General features: G+C 64.5%; 16 protein-coding genes. 14 read left to right on the top strand and 2 right to left on the bottom strand.

Going from position 1 to position 16,485, the window contains the following annotated elements; translation table 11 throughout:
- Position 1 precedes the first annotated feature (1 nt).
- The 5 genes from fdh3B (at position 2) to FIU89_RS15705 (ending at position 4,881) form a co-directional block, all read left to right on the top strand.
- Positions 2–595, top strand: a complete 594-nt coding sequence (gene fdh3B, locus FIU89_RS15720) for a formate dehydrogenase FDH3 subunit beta (protein WP_103762212.1) — start codon at positions 2–4, stop codon at positions 593–595.
- Positions 596–806: 211 nt separating this feature from the next.
- Positions 807–2,036: a formate dehydrogenase subunit gamma gene (locus FIU89_RS15715; protein WP_152493474.1), complete on the top strand. Its 1,230-nt coding sequence runs from the start codon at positions 807–809 to the stop codon at positions 2,034–2,036.
- Positions 2,037–3,335 carry a c-type cytochrome gene (locus FIU89_RS15710; RefSeq protein WP_152493473.1) on the top strand — a complete coding sequence of 433 codons (1,299 nt, stop codon included), beginning with the start codon at positions 2,037–2,039 and terminating at the stop codon, positions 3,333–3,335. It abuts the gene before it with no gap.
- A gap of 28 nt (positions 3,336–3,363) precedes the next feature.
- A complete protein-coding gene (locus tag FIU89_RS22850) occupies positions 3,364–3,495 on the top strand; it encodes a hypothetical protein (protein ID WP_261391623.1) in 132 nt (43 codons plus the stop codon).
- Positions 3,496–3,498: 3 nt separating this feature from the next.
- Positions 3,499–4,881, top strand: coding sequence for a sigma-54 dependent transcriptional regulator (locus FIU89_RS15705; protein ID WP_152493472.1), 1,383 nt, complete (start codon positions 3,499–3,501; stop codon positions 4,879–4,881).
- Between the two features lie 18 nt (positions 4,882–4,899).
- On the opposite strand, the gene FIU89_RS15700 is transcribed toward FIU89_RS15705, so the two are convergent.
- Positions 4,900–6,873, bottom strand: a complete 1,974-nt coding sequence (locus FIU89_RS15700; RefSeq protein ID WP_152493471.1) for a cache domain-containing protein — start codon at positions 6,871–6,873, stop codon at positions 4,900–4,902.
- Between the two features lie 178 nt (positions 6,874–7,051).
- Here FIU89_RS15700 and FIU89_RS15695 point away from each other — a divergent pair, with 178 nt between their 5' ends.
- From FIU89_RS15695 to FIU89_RS15655, 9 genes are read left to right on the top strand one after another with little or no spacing between them, the layout of a single operon-like run.
- Positions 7,052–7,267 carry a hypothetical protein gene (locus FIU89_RS15695; RefSeq protein WP_152493470.1) on the top strand — a complete coding sequence of 72 codons (216 nt, stop codon included), beginning with the start codon at positions 7,052–7,054 and terminating at the stop codon, positions 7,265–7,267.
- A gap of 5 nt (positions 7,268–7,272) precedes the next feature.
- Entirely contained in the window at positions 7,273–8,190 is a 918-nt protein-coding gene (locus FIU89_RS15690; protein WP_152493469.1) for a 5-bromo-4-chloroindolyl phosphate hydrolysis family protein, read from the top strand.
- Positions 8,191–8,192: 2 nt separating this feature from the next.
- Positions 8,193–9,389 (top strand): toxic anion resistance protein, encoded by a 1,197-nt coding sequence (locus FIU89_RS15685; RefSeq protein WP_152493468.1) that lies wholly within the window; start codon positions 8,193–8,195, stop codon positions 9,387–9,389.
- Between the two features lie 12 nt (positions 9,390–9,401).
- Positions 9,402–10,352, top strand: coding sequence for a DUF2927 domain-containing protein (locus FIU89_RS15680; protein WP_254701703.1), 951 nt, complete (start codon positions 9,402–9,404; stop codon positions 10,350–10,352).
- Positions 10,353–10,374: 22 nt separating this feature from the next.
- Entirely contained in the window at positions 10,375–11,055 is a 681-nt protein-coding gene (locus FIU89_RS15675) for a hypothetical protein (protein WP_152493467.1), read from the top strand.
- A gap of 25 nt (positions 11,056–11,080) precedes the next feature.
- On the top strand, positions 11,081–12,211 hold the full coding sequence (locus FIU89_RS15670) for an SPFH domain-containing protein (protein WP_152493466.1): 1,131 nt from the start codon (positions 11,081–11,083) through the stop codon (positions 12,209–12,211).
- A complete protein-coding gene (locus FIU89_RS15665) occupies positions 12,208–12,651 on the top strand; it encodes a hypothetical protein (RefSeq protein WP_152493465.1) in 444 nt (147 codons plus the stop codon). The genes FIU89_RS15670 and FIU89_RS15665 overlap by 4 nt, the downstream gene beginning before the upstream one ends.
- A gap of 4 nt (positions 12,652–12,655) precedes the next feature.
- On the top strand, positions 12,656–13,759 hold the full coding sequence (locus FIU89_RS15660) for a TFIIB-type zinc finger domain-containing protein (RefSeq protein WP_152493464.1): 1,104 nt from the start codon (positions 12,656–12,658) through the stop codon (positions 13,757–13,759).
- Positions 13,756–14,430 (top strand): nitroreductase, encoded by a 675-nt coding sequence (locus FIU89_RS15655; RefSeq protein ID WP_152493463.1) that lies wholly within the window; start codon positions 13,756–13,758, stop codon positions 14,428–14,430. Before FIU89_RS15660 ends, FIU89_RS15655 begins: the two co-directional genes overlap by 4 nt.
- A 10-nt stretch (positions 14,431–14,440) precedes the next feature.
- Here FIU89_RS15655 and FIU89_RS15650 read toward each other — a convergent pair whose 3' ends face one another.
- Complete coding sequence (locus FIU89_RS15650) at positions 14,441–16,333, bottom strand: acyl-CoA synthetase (RefSeq protein WP_152493462.1); 1,893 nt, start codon at positions 16,331–16,333, stop codon at positions 14,441–14,443.
- Positions 16,334–16,485 lie beyond the last annotated feature (152 nt).

The following is a 16,485-nucleotide window of genomic DNA, read 5'->3' as shown; positions in this document are numbered from 1 at the left end:
AATGGCTAGAGCTAAATTCCTGTGTGACGCCGAACGCTGCATCGAGTGCAACGCCTGCGTGACCGCCTGCAAGAACGAGCACGAGGTGCCGTGGGGCATCAACCGCCGCCGCGTGGTGACCATCGAGGATGGCAACCCCGGCGAACGCTCGATCTCGGTGGCCTGTATGCATTGTTCCGATGCGCCGTGCATGGCGGTCTGTCCGGTGGATTGTTTCTACCAGAGCGAGGAAGGCGTTGTGCTGCACTCGAAGGACCTGTGCATCGGCTGCGGCTATTGCTTTTACGCGTGCCCGTTCGGCGCGCCGCAATTCCCGCAGGCGGGCAACTTCGGATCGCGCGGCAAGATGGACAAGTGTACCTTCTGCGCCGGCGGCCCCGAAGAGAACAACAGCCAGGCCGAGTTCAACAAGTACGGGCGCAACCGGATCGCGGAAGGCAAGCTGCCGATCTGCGCCGAGATGTGTTCCACCAAGGCGCTGCTGGCCGGCGACGGGGACGTGGTCGCGAATATCTATCGCGAGCGTGTCGTTTCCCGTGGCTTCGGCTCGGGCGCTTGGGGCTGGGGCACGGCCTATGACCAGAAGGGCGGCTGACCGCTTTTCGACGTCAGTCTGAGACCAGGCGAAAGAGGCGGGTGCGTCCCGCCTCTTTCATCCCGTCCCCGCGCAGGGGGGCAAGAGTATCTTGAGAAACGCACTTTGGATCACGTGAGCGCACGCCGCAAAGTCCGTTTCCCAGAATATTCGCAATGCACCGACGCGAAGGTGAGGCCCGCGACACAGGGTAGGGTAGAAAGGAAAAGACATGCACAGGCTGATTCTGATTTGTCTTCTGAGCTTGACGATGCTGGCCGCGCCGGGCGTGCAGGCACAGGAAGCGACCGACGGCGCGACCGAGACCCCGCAGGCGGACCGTTCGGCCACGGGCGGCGCGCAGACGCTGGAGGACATCCTGGCCCGGCAGCGCGGCGAGGAGGTGCCGGACCGTGCGCGTGCGGGCGAAGACCCCGATAGCGCAGGCGCCATGGTGGGACAGCTTGGAGCACTGGGTGGGTCATCGGATGCCGACGTCTGGAGCGCGTTGCGCTATGGCACCGCCGACGTGACCGTGTCTTCGGGCGGTGCGCCGGCGCGGGTCCTGATCCAGGACAACGGCATGTGGTGGCTGAATTTCCGGCAGGGGCCGCTGATCAAGTATGGCGGCTGGCTGCTCCTGGGCACGATGGCGTTTCTGGCGCTGTTTTTCCTGATCCGGGGCCGCATCCGCATCGACGGTGAAAAGACGGGCCGCACCGTGACCCGCTTCAAGTTCATCGAGCGGTTCGCGCATTGGCTGATGGCCGGGTCTTTCGTTCTGCTGGGCCTCACCGGGCTGCTGGTCCTGATGGGGCGCAAGTTCATCATCCCGACCTTCGGGCATGAAGCGTTCGCGACGGCGGCCGTGGCCTCGAAATGGATCCACAACAACGTCAGCTGGGCCTTTATGCTGGGCCTGATTCTGGCGTTCATCTTCTGGGTGGCGCACAACATTCCGAACAAGACCGACCTGAAATGGATCGCCGTGGGCGGTGGCCTGTTCAAGAAAGGCGTGCACCCGCCGGCCAAGAAGTTCAACGCGGGCCAGAAGATGATCTTCTGGTCGGTGATGATCCTGGGCGCGTCGATCTCGGCCTCTGGCCTGTCGCTTCTGTTCCCGTTCGAGTTGCCGATGTTCGCCAAGACATTTGTCATCCTGAACGACATGGGGGTGCCGCAGCTGCTGGGCTTCGGCGCGCTGCCGGAACAGTTGGCGCCGCATGAAGAGATGCAATACGCGCAACTGTGGCACGCCATTGTCAGCTTCGTTCTGATGGCCATCGTGATCGCGCATATCTACATCGGCTCGGTCGGGATGGAAGGCGCCTATGACGCGATGGGGTCGGGCCAGGTCGAGGAACAGTGGGCGCGCGAGCACCACAGCCTGTGGCTGGACGAGGTGAAAAAGCGCGAGGGCGAGCCGAAGCCGGCCAACACCGCGACGACGCCCGCCGAATAGATGCGCGCCCTGCTGCTGGTATGCGCGGGTCTGCTGGCCGCCGGTGCGCCGGTGGCGGCGCAGGAATTCACCACGCTGAAAGGTCATGGCGGGCCGGTCATGGGGATCGACGTGAACCCCGAGACAGGCCAGGTCGCCACGGCCAGCTTCGACAATTCCGTCGGGCTGTGGGAGGGCCGCGCGCCGCGCTGGCTGGAAGGGCATGACGCGGCAGTCATCACCGTGAGGTTCCTGGACGGGCAGACGGCGGCGTCGGGCAGCGACGATTTCGACGTGATCCTGTGGTCCCTGCCGGACGGCTCCCCGACACGTTTGGAAGGGCACCAAGGCAAGGTCGCCGAGATCGCGCTATCGCCGGATGGCGCGACGCTGGCGACGGCAAGCTGGGACGGCTCGATTGGCCTTTGGCCGCGCGACGGCGGTGCGGCACGGTTTCTGAAAGGGCACAACGCGTCGGTCAGCGATGTGGCGTTCAGTGCGGACGGCACACGGCTGTACTCGGCCTCTGCCGACGGGACGATCCGGTTGTGGCAGATGGCGGAGCCGGACGGCGCGCCGCGCGTTGTGGTGAACGCGGGTTTCGGCGTGAACCGCCTGATCCTCGACCCCGACGACAAGTGGCTGGCCTATGGCGCGGTGGATGGCGTGACGCGGGTGGTGGACCCGATGTCGGGCGAGACGCTCCGGGATTTCTCGCTCGACCGGCGACCGATCCTGTCGATGGCCTATCACGCGGCCAGCGGGCAGTTGGCGGTGGGCGACGGGCACGGGTTCATCATGATGATCGACACCGAAACTTGGCAGATCGTCAAGGATTTCCGCGCCATGCGGCAGGGGCCGGTCTGGGCGCTTGAATTCTCGCCCGATGGCACGATGATCTATGCCGGCGGGATCGAGGACGTGGCCTTCGGATGGCCCGTGGCGGACCTTGACGCGTTCGACCCGGCGGGCAGCGATCAGCGCAGCTTTCTGCGCGACCCCGAGGCGATGCCCAATGGCGAGCGGCAGTTCATGCGCAAGTGCAGCATCTGTCATGCGCTGACCCCGCCGCCCTCGCGCAAGGCGGGGCCATCGTTGCACGGGCTTTTCGGGCGCAAGGCGGGGGGGGTGCCGGGCTATCCCTATTCGGAAATCCTGGACGGGTCCGATATCGTCTGGACAGAAGAGACCATAGATGCGCTTTTCGATATCGGCCCGGACCACTATATTCCAGGTTCGAAGATGCCGATGCAGCGCATCACCGCCGGGCAGGACCGGCAGGACCTGATCGACTACCTTCGCGAGGCCACGGAGCCTTGAGGCGCGCTTTGAAAGGGAGAACCGAGACATGAAAGCCATGCTTTCCGCGTTTGCCGCCACGGCCATCATCGCCGTTGTCGCGTGGTACGGGCTGCACGAGGCGGGCTTTTCCGCCGGCGAGCGCAATTCCGGGGAGTCGGTGCGGCTGGAGGACAGCTGAGGCATGACAAGACCCGCCGCCGCGCCCCTGCCCGGGACTTCGGCCGAAAAGGGCCGGGACGACTATGGCGAACACCTGCAATTCGCCTCGGTGCTGGTCATCGACGACGAGCCGGGGATGCGGAATTTCCTGATCAAGATCCTTGAGCCGCGCGTGAAGCGGGTCGAGCAGGCGCGCTCGGCCGAGCAGGCGGCCGAGATACTCGATCTCGCGCATTTCGACCTGGTGATCCTGGACAACGTGATGCCGGGCAAGACCGGGCTGGACTGGCTGGCCGATCAGCGGCGCGTCGGGCTTTTCGCCGACACGATCATGATTACGGCCTATGCCGACCTGGACACCGCCATCCGTGCGCTGCGCACGGGGGTGGCGGATTTTGTGCTGAAGCCGTTTCGCGCCAACCAGATCCTGAACGCGGTGGCCCGCGCGCTGGACCGCAAGTATCTGCGGCGCGAGAATTTCCTGCTGAAACATGAACTGAGCGAGGGCGGGCAGGCGGCGCGGGGGCGTTTGCTGGGAAACTCGCCGGCCATCCAGAAGGTGCGTGACGTGCTGGCGAAACTGGCGACGACGCCGACCTCGGTGTTGTTCACCGGCGCCAGCGGCACCGGCAAGGAGATCGCCGCGCGCACCTTGCACGGCATGTCCGACCGCGCCGAGAAACCTTTCGTCGCGGTGAACTGTGCCGCCGTCTCGCCCGATCATATCGCCGAAGAACTGTTCGGCCTTGTGGAAGGGGGCGACCGTACGCGGGACGGCCTGTTCCTGCACGCGGACGGCGGCACGCTGTTCCTCGACGAGGTGGCGCAATTGCCCGAACAGGTGCAGGCGGGCCTGTTGCGCGTGCTGGAAGACCGCAAGATCCGGCCCCTGGGAGCAGAGCGCGAGATCCCGCTGAACCTGCGGTTCTTCTTTGCCACCAATGCCGATCTTCAGGCCGAGGTGGCGGCGGGCCGCTTTCGCGCCGACCTGTATCACCGGATCAACGTGGTGAACGTGGAAATGCCGCCCCTGGCCGACCGAAGCGAGGATATCGTCGAGCTTGCGGCGCTGTTCATGAGCGAATTTTCCCGTGCGCTGGCCTTGCCCGCGCTTGACCTCAACGAGGAAGTGCTGCTGAAACTGAGCCGCTATGACTGGCCCGGCAACGTGCGCGAGTTGCGCAACCTGATCGAACGCTCGGTGATCCTGGGCCAGTTGCCGGACGAATTCGAAGGGCAGGGCGCCGTGACCGGCCAGGAGGCGATCGAAACCCTGGAGCTGGTGGAGCAGCGTCACATCATGAGCGTGCTGGACGCCTGCGACGGCAACCGCGCCGAGGCCGCGCGGCGCCTTGGCGTCAGTCGAAAGACGGTCGACCGCAAATGCGCGGCCTGGGGCCTCTGAACGACCCCGGTGCCGTGTTCAGGCGGCGGAGAGTTGGTCATTGTGTTCGGGTAGCCAGACCGTGAACTCCGCACCGCCTTCTGCCCGGTTGCGCACGGTGATGATGCCGCCGGCCTGCCGGATCAGGGTCTGGCTGACCGAAAGACCCAGCCCGGTGCCTTCGCCGGGCTTGGTCGTGTAGAACGGGTCGAACACCGTATTGAGCCTTTCGCGGGCGATGCCGGGGCCGGTGTCGGCGACAACCAGCGCGGTGCCGTTCTGCCCGTCGCGCTCTGCGGGGTGCACAGAGATCGAGAGTTCGCCCGCGCTGTTCATCGCCTGGACCGCGTTCACGACAAGATTGATGATCACCTGCTGCAACTCTCCGGGATTGATTTGGACTGCCGGAGTTTCCGGCGCGCGTTCGGTCTTCACCGTAACCTCGGCGCGGGTGATCACGTGGTCCACCAGTACCAGGCAGTCGTCCAGGACGGTGGCAACGTCCACATGCTCTGAAAAGGCGTTGAACTCGCTGGGGCGCGCGAATTGCAGCAGCTTGCCGACGATGGCGTTAATGCGGCCGATCTGCCGGTCGATCAGGTTAAGTTCGGTCATCAGCGGGGTGGCGGCCTCGCCCAGGGTTTCGCGGATCACGTCGAGATTGCCCTGGATGACCGCGACGGGGTTGTTGATTTCATGGGCCACCCCGGCGGTGATTTCACCGATCGAGGCCAGTTTCTCGCTCATCACCAGCTGTTGGTAGGTGCTTTCCAGCTTAGCGTTGGCCTGGCGCAGTTCCGAGGTGCGATCTTCGACGCGGGTGTTCAACTCGTCCGCCCATGAGCGCAGGGCACGGTCGCGGGCCTGGACCTGATCCAGCAACTCGTCCAGATGCGCCGCCACCTGGCCGATTTCGTCGCGGTTGTCGACGGCGCCGATGCGGGCGTCCAACTGGCCGTTCTCGACCTGCTTGATCGTGTCGTTCATGCGTTCCAACGGAGAGAAGATTCCGCCCGCCATCCGAAGAAAAAGCGGTATGGTCAGCAACAGAATGCCGCCGAACGCCGTGAAGACGAGGATGTAGGCGCTGCGCTTGGCGGCCACGAAGGGCGCTTCGAGGAAACCGACATAGAGCATTCCGACGCGATTGCCGAAACTGTCGGTCAGCGGCAGGTAGCCCGAGATGTACCAGTCGTTGACGACAAAGGCCCGGTCGAGCCAGGTGCGCCCTTCGCCCAGCACGCGATTGCGTACGACGGCCGAGACGCGTGTGCCCAGCGCGCGCTCGCCCTCGAACAGCCGGACGTTGGTGGAAACGCGCACGTCTTCGAGAAACAGCGTCGCGGTGCCTTGCCTGTCGGCCTTGGCGCCGCTTTCGGCCTGGTAGACCAGCGCATTGATCGTGTCGATGAAATCGAGGTTGCGGTTGAGCAGGATGCCCCCGACCAGGACCCCCGCGCGCCCGGGGGCGGGGACGTCTGTGGCCGTATGCACGACCATGCCGCGATCTTCGATCATCCGGTCGGTCGGGACTGCTGCCTCGGTTTCGATCAGCGGCAGGCGGGCGCGGTCCTCGAGCGTGGGGTCTATGGCGAAAAGATCGGTGCTGGAAAAGATGTCGATCTCGGTTGCGCTGTCGCCGCGCGTGGCCGCGGCGATGACCGGCCAGTCCCGCGCAGCCTCGTCCGCCTCGGACATCGGCAGGAAATAGAGGAAATCCAGGCCAAGCGCCTTACGTTCGGTGTCGAGAAAGCTTTGCATCTGGTCCTCGGAGCGGCTGGTGGCGTCGCGAAACCTTGTGGAGCGCGCCAGCGCGGCGACGCCGCCGCCGGTGGTGGTGAGGATCTGGTCCAGGTATTGTTCGGCGATCCGCAGGTCGCTTTCGACGTTGGCGATCAACAGGTTGTCGTAGTTCGCGGCCCAGCGGCTGACCGCCAGCCACAGCAGAAGCGGCAGCAGAACCACCAGCGGCAGCAATGCCAGGATCAGCAGGCGTAGACGAACCGATATCATCGCGAGGCAGGGCCTTTCCCTTTGCGAAAGAAGCTTAGGCGATGGCGCGCAAGGCGTCCATTCCGGCGGCACCGCCGCGCCGGGGGGAGGTTGCGTGATGTTTCCCCTAGCAACCCCAGTACCGTTAACCTAAGTTTCCCGGGAGTGTTGGTAGGCCAAACGCGGGAGATGGTACGGCATGGCGCGCCTTTTCATGCTGTTGTTGGTAACGCTTGCGATTGTCGCGTTGGCCGCGGTGGCGATGGCGGCGATGGCACGTGCGGCGCGGGACGCAGGATCCGTCGGGCGGGATATCGCCATAACGACAAGGGGAACGAACGTGCAGAAAATCGCCTATGCGGCCTTGTTCATATTGATGATGGGCGTCACCAGCGGCCTGATCGGGGGATTGTGACCGGCATGGCACGCAAGTTCGGCGGAAAATACAGCCCGGATGGCGGCGGCGAGAGGGTAACCGGCTCTGGCGATACCTCCTCCTACCGCGGCGCCACGGTGGAGCCCGCGGGCGCGCGCGCCAACCTGATGTTTCTACCCGCGGTCCTGGTGCTGTTCACGTCGATCACCTCGGGTGCGACCGGCCTGGCGCTGGGAGTGGCATCTGCCGGGATCCTTGCGCTGTCCGCCTGGTTGCTGCGCGACGGGCTGAAGGCGGAGGCCGCGTATAACACGCGCAAGGTGGCGCGCAGTCCGGGCATTCCGCGCAAGCTCTTTTCGTCGGTTCTGGCGGGGCTGGGGATCGCCGTGGCGGCCTACAAGGTCGAGCCGGGGCTCGTGGCGCCGGTGATCTTCGGTGCGGTGACCACGGGGCTTCACGTCTTTTCCTTCGGGCTGGACCCGATGCGCGACAAGGGCATCGAAGGTATCGACAAGATGCAGACTGATCGCGTGGCCCGTGTGGTCGACCAGGCCGAAACCTATCTGCGGGCCATGTCGGATGCGATCACGCGGGCGGGCGACCGCAAGGCCGAAGCCAGGCTGGAGCGGTTCCAGGCAAGCGTGCGCAACATGCTGCGTACGGTGGAGAACGACCCGCGCGACCTGACGGCGACGCGGAAATACCTTGGCGTCTACCTGATGGGAGCGAGAGACGCGACGGTGAAGTTCGCCGATATCTACGCGCGGTCGCGGGATGAGAAGGCGCGGGCGGATTACCTGGATCTGCTGGGCGACCTGGAGACGAATTTTGAGGCGAAGACCAAGACCCTGCTGGCCGACGACAATAGCGACCTGGAAATCGAGATCGAAGTCCTGCGCGATCGCCTGGCGCGCGAGGGCATCCGTTTAGGCAACACCCGAGAATTTGAGGAAGGACATTGACGATGTCAGAAGACGTACGCACGAAGGCCGAAGCCGCTCTGGCCGAGGTGGAAGAGGTGAACCGCGTGGTCCTGCCCGAGCCGAAAGAGGCCGGAGCGGTGGTGCCGCTGGCAGACGCCGAGCCGGCCCTCGGCAACGAGATCCGGCAGCGGATGGACGAGATCGACATGAGCGATACGAATTCGATCGTCTCGTTCGGCTCGGCCGCGCAGTCGGAACTGCAGGAGATTTCTCAATCCATGCTGCAGGGCGTGCGCAACAAGGATGTGGGCCCCGCCGGCGACAGCCTGCGCGGTATCGTGACGACCATTCGCGGCTTTTCGGTCAGCGAACTGGACGTGCGGCGCGAACGGTCGTGGTGGGAAAAACTGATCGGTCGGGCCGCGCCTTTTGCCAAGTTCACCGCGCGGTTCGAAGACGTGCAAGGCCAGATCGACAAGATCACCGATGACCTTTTGAAGCATGAACATGTGCTGCTGAAGGACATCAAGTCACTGGATCTGTTGTATGAAAAGACGTTGCAGTTCTACGACGAGCTGGCGCTTTATATCGCGGCGGGCGAGGAAAAGCTGAAAGAGTTGGACGAAAACGACATCCCCGCCAAGGAGGCCGAGGTCAATGCCGCGCCCGAGGATGATCAGGTGATGAAGGCGCAGGAATTGCGCGATCTGCGCGCCGCGCGCGACGACCTAGAGCGCCGGGTGCATGACCTGAAGCTGACGCGGCAGGTGACGATGCAGTCGCTGCCGTCTATCCGGCTGGTGCAGGAGAACGACAAGAGCCTGGTGACCAAGATCAACTCGACCCTGGTGAACACCGTGCCGCTGTGGGAGACGCAGTTGGCGCAGGCGGTCACCATCCAGCGCAGCGCCGAGGCCGCTGCGGCGGTGCACGAGGCCAACGACCTGACCAACGAGCTGTTGACCGCGAATGCCAAGAACCTGCGGGACGCCAACAAGACGATCCGCCAAGAGATGGAGCGCGGCGTCTTCGACATCGAGGCGGTCAAGCAGGCCAACGCGGACCTGATCGGCACGATCGAGGAAAGCCTGCAGATTGCCGACGAGGGCAAGGCGCGCCGCGCCAAGGCCGAGGAAGACCTGCAAAGCATGGAAAAGGAACTGCGCGATACGCTGGCCGCCGCCAAGTCGCGCCGTGACAGTGTCGGCGAGAATGCCGGCGGTTCCGTTCCGGGGTAAGTGAGTAGAAACGTGCGTTACCTCCGACCGTTCAAATTCGGCGCGGCGATGCTGGCCGGTGCGTTCGCGCTGGTCGGCTGCGACGCGGTCGAGCCCGAGACGCCGCCCACCAAGCCGCAGGCGCGCCCGAACGCGATGGTGCGTGCGCCGCTGCCGGACGGCCCTTCCGAAGCCAGCCAGAACCTGGCTCGGTACTACACGCGGGTGGAAAACGACCTTGTGGCCCAGGGCCTGATGCGGCGCGACGGCGGTGGCGTGGACACGCCTTTCACCGATACCGACCTTCTGCGTAATTTCATCCGGATCGGGTTTTTCGAGGAGTATCAGCGCGACAAGGGCCTGCTGCCATCTGAAAGCGGCCCCGTGGCGATCAAGAAATGGACCGGGCCCGTGCGCATCGGCGTCGAGTTCGGGCGCAATGTGCCGGACGCGATCAAGTCGACCGAGCGCGCGCGGGTGGCGGCCTATGCCAACCGCCTGGCGCGGGTCACCGGACACCCGATTTCGGTCAGCGACGCCTCGCCCAATTTCGTCGTGATGTTCATGAGCAACGACGATGCCGCACAATCGCGTGCGCGGGCGCTGGAAGTGATCCCGGCGATTGCCAAGTCCAACCTGGCGATCGTCACGAACCTGCCGCGCTCGACCCAGTGCTTCGTGATCTCGGCAGGCACCCGGAGCGAAAACGATCTGGGCGTGGCCCTGGCCTATATCCGGACGGAATTGACCGACCTGCAACGGTTGGCCTGCATCCACGAGGAAATCGCGCAAGGCCTGGGCCTGACCAATGACAGCCCGCGGGCGCGGCCGTCGATCTTCAACGATGACGAGGAGTTCGCCCTGTTGACTACCCATGACGAGATGTTGCTGGAGGCGCTCTACGATCCCGCGCTGAAGCCGGGCATGGGTCTGGACGAGGCGCGCCCGATCCTGCGGCGGCTGTTCGAGAGGGGTGCGTCGTGAAGCGCGTTCGGGAGGACAGCGCATGAAGCTTCTGCCGCGTCTTTTGTTGATTCTCGGCCTCTTTCAGGCCGCCGGAGCAGCGGGCGCGGAGGAAGGTGCGTTGTCCTATCTCGCCGACCTCAGCGAAAGGCAGGGCCAATGGGCTGATCATGGCGTCATCGAGTTTCCATCAGGCAAGGTCTTCTTCGGTGATCCGACCTATGGTGACGGCGCGCATATCAAGGACCCGCGCGCTGCACCGGCCTCGACCGCGCGGCTGTGGACCTACAGCTATGATTTCATCTGGCAGGGCGACGGGTCCACGGGGACTCAGAATGGCATTCTGTGGCTTGAATTTTCGGGCAAAACGCCGGTGCGCAAGGGCGAGCGGGTCGGCTTTGGCGCGGATGCTGCGGTGATCGGATTTGGGGATCTGAACGGCGGCAAGGCGCTGGTGGCGCTTGGCGAGCGCTGGCAGAAGGCGGGCAAGGGCGACAGTTTCGAGTTCTTGCAGCCGTTCCTTCTGGATGGGCCGTACATGTTCACAAGGAAGGTAGAGATACCTCAAAGCGATGCGGCAATCTATCTTGTAACCACCGGAACCGATGGTGGCTTTGACGCTGTCTGGCTTTATGATGCCAGCGGAGACGTCAGCGGTATCCTTGTCGATATCGCGGGTCGCGAGAGCGACCGCAAGTTCATCGACACCCTGATCCCGGGGTGACACGTGCAACACACAGGACAAAGACATGGGCATTTTCGATTTTCTTTCAGGTGAATTCATCGACGTCATCCACTGGGTGGACGACACGCGCGACACGATGGTCTGGCGGTTCGAACGGCACGGGCACGAGATCAAGTACGGCGCCAAGCTGACAGTGCGCGAGGGGCAGGCGGCGGTCTTCGTGCATGAGGGGCAGTTGGCGGATGTGTTCACGCCGGGTCTCTACATGCTCGAGACCAACAACATGCCGATCATGACGACGCTTCAGCACTGGGATCACGGGTTTCAGAGCCCGTTCAAGTCCGAGATCTATTTCATCAACACGACCCGGTTCACCGATCTCAAGTGGGGCACGAAGAACCCGATCATGCTTCGCGATCCCGAGTTCGGGCCGACGCGCATCCGGGCCTTCGGCACCTACAGCACGCGGGTGACGGACCCTGCCAAGTTCCTGACTGAGATCGTCGGCACCGACGGCGAGTTCACGATGGACGAGATCAGCTATCAGATCCGCAACATCATCGTGCAGAGCTTCAGCCGGATCATCGCGGGCAGTGGCATTCCGGTGCTGGACATGGCGGCCAACACCGCCGATCTGGGCAAGCTGGTGGCGGCCGAGATTTCCGCCGTGGTGGCGGAGTACGGTCTGACGATCCCGGAATTCTATATCGAGAACATCTCGCTGCCGCCCGCCGTCGAGGAGGCGCTGGACAAGCGCACGTCGATGGGGCTGGCCGGCGATCTGGGCAAGTTCACGCAATACTCGGCCGCCGAGGCGATGACTGCGGCGGCCAAGAACCCCGGCGGCGCCGGGGGTGGCATGGGCGCCGGGATCGGGGCTGGTCTGGGCATGGCGATGGCGGGTCAAATGGCCGGGCAGGGCGGTCCTTGGGGGGCAAGCGCTCATCAGTCGTCACCGGCTGCCTCGCCCGCGCCGCCCCCACCGCCGGTCGAGCATGTCTGGCACATCGCGGAAAACGGCCAAACCCATGGCCCCTACTCCAAGGCGGCCTTGGGTCGGATGGCAAGCGAGGGCAAGCTGACGCGGGACAGCCATGTCTGGACCGCCGGGCAGGATGGCTGGCTGAAAGCCGGTGACGTGCAGGAACTGGCGCAGCTCTTCACCATCCTGCCGCCGCCGCCGCCCGGGGCGTGAGGGCGTTCAAGGCACGACGGCTGGCGACGCAGGTCCTGCACTGGACGACCGGCGTCCTGCTCTACCTGCTCTTGTCGGTCGACGACCGGATCTTCGGCGTATTGGGCTGGGCCTTTGTGGTGTCGGGCGGGACGCTGTGCGTTCTTTGGCTGTGCTTCGGCCTTCTGAACAAGGGGCCGGGTCCGGCGCTGGAGGGTGTGTTGCGCACGGCGCATCCGTGGCTGAGCCGCGGCATGTACGTTCTGCTGGCATGGGCCGTGGTGGCGCTGGCTGCCGGAGCGTTGGACCGGCCCCTGCCTGGGCCGGAAGCGCGGACGGCCTTGCTGGTGCTGGGCGCGGCGGCGCTCTTTCACGCGATATTTCATCTTTGGCGTCACACGGCCTTGCGGGACGGCGCGCTGCGCCGCATCATCCCGGTCAAATTGCACAAGTACCTGTAGGCATATGCTCGATTCCCCGACCGTAGACCAAGAACACCGTTTCCCCTGCGACCAGTGCGGCGCCGACTTCCGGTTCGATCCGCAGGCGGGCAAGCTGATCTGTGATCATTGCGGCAACGAGGCCGAGATGGAGCAGGCGGGCCCCTGGGCCGCGCCGTTGAAGGAACTGGATTTCGGCGCGGCGGTGAAAGGCGAACTGGCGGCGTCGGAGATCGAGGAAACCCGCGTCGCGACCTGCCCCAACTGCGCCGCGCAGGTGGAATTCGACGCGACGGTGCACGCCAGAGAGTGCCCGTTCTGCGCCACGCCGGTGGTCACCGATACCGGCACCCACCGGCATATCAAGCCGCGCGGGGTCTTGCCGTTCAAGGTGGACGAACCCGCCGCGCGGGGTGCGATGACCGAGTGGCTGGGCCGGTTGTGGTTCGCCCCGAACGGGTTGCAGGACTATGCCCGCAAGGGGCGCAGGATGCAGGGCATTTACGTGCCTTACTGGACCTATGACGCCGACACCAAATCCAGCTACACCGGCGAGCGAGGGACGGTCTATTACGAGACCAGGACGGTCATGCGCGACGGCAAGCGAAAGCAGGTGCAGGTGGCCAAGGTGCGCTGGACGCCGGTGCGAGGCCGGGTGGCGCGGTTTTTCGACGATGTGCTGGTGCTGGCCTCGAAAACCCTTCCCAAACGCTATACCGACGCGCTGGAGCCGTGGGAGCTGGGCGAGTTGCAGCCCTACAGTCCGGAGTTCCTGGCCGGGTTCCGCGCCGAGGGGTATCAGGTGGAACTGGAGGACGGGTTCGTGCAGGCGCGCCAGATCATGGATGCGCGGATCGCGCGGGACGTTCGGTTCGACATCGGTGGTGACCGGCAGCGCATTCATTCCATCGACACGGCGGTCAGCGATGTGACCTTCAAGCATGTGCTGCTGCCGGTGTGGCTCGCGGCCTACAAGTACCGCGGCGAAACCTATCGCTTTGTGGTCAACGGTCGCAACGGCAAGGTGCAGGGCGAGCGGCCCTATTCAGCCATCAAGATCGCGATTGCCGTGGTGATCGGGGTCATATTGGCGGCAGCGGTGGGGTACGGCGTGGCGATGAGCCAATGAGCGCGGATGGCGACGCCCTGAAGCTGCTGATGCAGGCGCGGTATTCGTGCCGCGCGTTCCGGCCCGAGCCGGTGGAGAACGCGGTGATCGAGCGGATCGTCGATACCGCGCGGCATACCGCCAGCTGGAACAATACGCAGCCCTGGGAACTCCTGGTGACGCGGGGCACGGAGACGGAGGCGTTCCGGCAGGCTTTGCTGAGGGAGGTGCAGACGGGAAAGCCGGGGCCGGACATGGACTGGCCCGAAAGCTATCCCGGCGAACTGGGCGAGCGGCGGCGGACCTGTGGTTATGCGCTTTACAACGCGGTCGGCATCGCGCGAGAGGATCGCGAGGCGCGGGCGCGGCAGTCGATGCGGAATTTCGAGCTGTTCGACGCGCCGCATGTGGCCATCCTGCATATCCCGCAGGTTCTGGGGTCCTATGGCGCGCTGGACGCGGGCGGGTTCCTGACGGCCTTCATGCTGGCGGCGACGGCCGAAGGGCTGGGCACGATCGCGCAGGCGGCGGTCGCGGCCTATCCGCACGTGATACGGCGACAGTTCGGGCTGCCCGAGCACCACGCGATCCTCTGTGCGATTTCATTCGGCTATGCCGATGAGACGCACCCGGTGAACCAGTATCGCACCGAGCGCGAAGACGTCGGTGCGATCCTGTCCTTCAAGGGCTGAGGCCGGAGCTTCAGTCGGCCTTGGGCTTGGCGTCGGCCCATTCCCACGGACGGGTGAATTCGCCCAGGCATTGCGAGATCGCCGCCTCGTCCGCGTCGCCGGTCTTTGACAGCCGCGCCACGAGGCCGCGCTTCTTGTCGTCGATCACCTCGGTCACCTCGGCGTTGATGCCCGCATCGGCCAGAGCCGCGTTATAGACCCGGGTGATCGCCCGCTTTCGCAGGTCGGGCTTGAAGACCTTGCCGACGGCGGTCTTGGGCAGTTCGTCCAGCACCTCGATATATTTCGGGATGGCGGCGCGTTCGTGGACATGCACCTTGCAATGTTCCAGCAGCGCGGCGCTATCGACCGAGCCGCCGTCGACCAGTTCGACATAGGCGCACGGCAGCTCGCCCGAATGCGCATCGGGCTGGCCGATGGCACCGGCGCCCGCCACTTCGGCATGGGCCATCAGCGCTTCCTCGATATCGGCGGGGTCGATGTTGTGGCCGCCGCGGATGATCAGGTCCTTGGCGCGGCCGGTGATCCAGAGGTAACCGTCGTCGTCGATCCGGCCCAGGTCGCCGGTGCGCAGATAGACCTCGTGATGGTAAAGGTCCTTGTTCTTGGCGACCTCGGTATAGGTGTTGCCGGCAAAGACGCCGGGGTTGGCGATGCAGATCTCGCCCACTTCGTCGGGGCCGCATTCGGTGCCGTCGGTCTTGTAGATCTTGACGTCGGTATAGGGCAGGGGCACGCCGACGCTGCCGACTTTCTTCTCGCCGGTGGGCGGGTTGCAGGAGACAAGGCAGGTGGCCTCGGTCAAACCGTAACCTTCGATCACGGTCATGCCGGTGGCGGATTCGAACCGTTTGAACAGTTCCAGCGGCATGGGCGCGGAGCCGGAGAAGGCGTTCTTCACCTTGGAGATGTCGGCATTCACCTTGCGCTGCATCAGCGCGGCGGTGGCTGTGGGGACGGTGATAACAAAGGTTGTGCCCCAGCGTTCCAGCAGCTTCCAGAAATTGTCGAATACGCCGTCGCCGCGATACCCGGCGGGGGTGGGGAAGACCACATGCGCGCCGGACTTGATCATCGCCATCAGGATCACGTGGCAGGCGAAAACGTGAAACAGCGGAAGCGGGCACATGATGCTGTCATGTTCGTCAAAGAGCAGGCGATGGCCCAGCCAGCCGTTATAGACCATGCCGGAATACTTGTGCTGCGCGACCTTGGGCATCCCCGTGGTGCCGCCGGTGTGGAAATAGGCGGCGACGCGATCGGTGGCGCTGTCCTTGAAGACCAAGGTGTTGGGGTGCTTGCGCGCCTCGGCGTTGAAATTCTTGACGTCGGCGTGGTGGTTGTCGGGGTTCTTGGGCCGAATGAGCGGGACAATCCAGCTTTTGGGCGGCGTCAGGTAGCGGACAAGATCGACCTCCAGCACCGTGTGCACGCGTGGCGCGTTGCGCACGGCCTCGGCCATTTTCTGGGCCACGTCGGTCTTCGGGAAGGACCGCAGGGTCACCACCACGCGGGCGTCGGTTTCGCGCAGGATGGCGCCGATCTGTTCGGGCTCCAGCAAAGGATTGATCGGGTTGGCGATGCCCGCGACCATGGCGCCGATCGTGGCGATGGCGGTTTCCAGGCAGTTGGGCATGACCAGCGCGATCACGTCGGTCTCGGAGATCTTCAGGCTGCGGAAGAGGTTGGCGGCCTGGCAGACACGCCCGTGAAACTCGGACCAGGTGAGCGTCTGCGACTTGTCCATGGGGCCCGACAGAAGCTGATAGCTGACGGCCGGACGGTCCGGGAAGGCCGTGGCGGTGTCGGCCAGCATTTGGTAAACCGTTTTCGGTACGTCGCGTGCCTCCCACGGCATTTCTTGCTGGATAGCGATCACGTCCTGGCGTGTGGAAAATGTCATGGTGTCTCCTCCCGCGGCGCGTCTCGATGCGCCCTTTTCTCCCGTCCCGGCAGCATGATCACGAATTGCGGGCCGCGCAAGTTTTACGCTGCGTTTTGTCGGAGGTCGCCTGCCGAATACGTCTCTTGACTCTTTCAGTCAGAAAATTCATC

Source organism: Roseovarius sp. THAF27, from assembly GCF_009363655.1.
Lineage (GTDB): Bacteria > Pseudomonadota > Alphaproteobacteria > Rhodobacterales > Rhodobacteraceae > Roseovarius.
This window is presented reverse-complemented; position numbering and strand designations above follow the sequence as displayed.

Coding starts and splice junctions, on each gene's coding strand:
- FIU89_RS15705 (WP_152493472.1), top strand. CDS start 3,499: ATGACAAGACCCGCCGCCGCGCCCCTGCCCGGGACTTCGGCCGAAAAG.
- FIU89_RS15670 (WP_152493466.1), top strand. CDS start 11,081: ATGGGCATTTTCGATTTTCTTTCAGGTGAATTCATCGACGTCATCCAC.
- FIU89_RS22850 (WP_261391623.1), top strand. CDS start 3,364: ATGAAAGCCATGCTTTCCGCGTTTGCCGCCACGGCCATCATCGCCGTT.
- FIU89_RS15700 (WP_152493471.1), bottom strand. CDS start 6,873: ATGATATCGGTTCGTCTACGCCTGCTGATCCTGGCATTGCTGCCGCTG.
- FIU89_RS15695 (WP_152493470.1), top strand. CDS start 7,052: ATGGCGCGCCTTTTCATGCTGTTGTTGGTAACGCTTGCGATTGTCGCG.
- fdh3B (WP_103762212.1), top strand. CDS start 2: ATGGCTAGAGCTAAATTCCTGTGTGACGCCGAACGCTGCATCGAGTGC.
- FIU89_RS15655 (WP_152493463.1), top strand. CDS start 13,756: ATGAGCGCGGATGGCGACGCCCTGAAGCTGCTGATGCAGGCGCGGTAT.
- FIU89_RS15650 (WP_152493462.1), bottom strand. CDS start 16,333: ATGACATTTTCCACACGCCAGGACGTGATCGCTATCCAGCAAGAAATG.
- FIU89_RS15715 (WP_152493474.1), top strand. CDS start 807: ATGCACAGGCTGATTCTGATTTGTCTTCTGAGCTTGACGATGCTGGCC.
- FIU89_RS15675 (WP_152493467.1), top strand. CDS start 10,375: ATGAAGCTTCTGCCGCGTCTTTTGTTGATTCTCGGCCTCTTTCAGGCC.
- FIU89_RS15660 (WP_152493464.1), top strand. CDS start 12,656: ATGCTCGATTCCCCGACCGTAGACCAAGAACACCGTTTCCCCTGCGAC.
- FIU89_RS15685 (WP_152493468.1), top strand. CDS start 8,193: ATGTCAGAAGACGTACGCACGAAGGCCGAAGCCGCTCTGGCCGAGGTG.
- FIU89_RS15710 (WP_152493473.1), top strand. CDS start 2,037: ATGCGCGCCCTGCTGCTGGTATGCGCGGGTCTGCTGGCCGCCGGTGCG.
- FIU89_RS15690 (WP_152493469.1), top strand. CDS start 7,273: ATGGCACGCAAGTTCGGCGGAAAATACAGCCCGGATGGCGGCGGCGAG.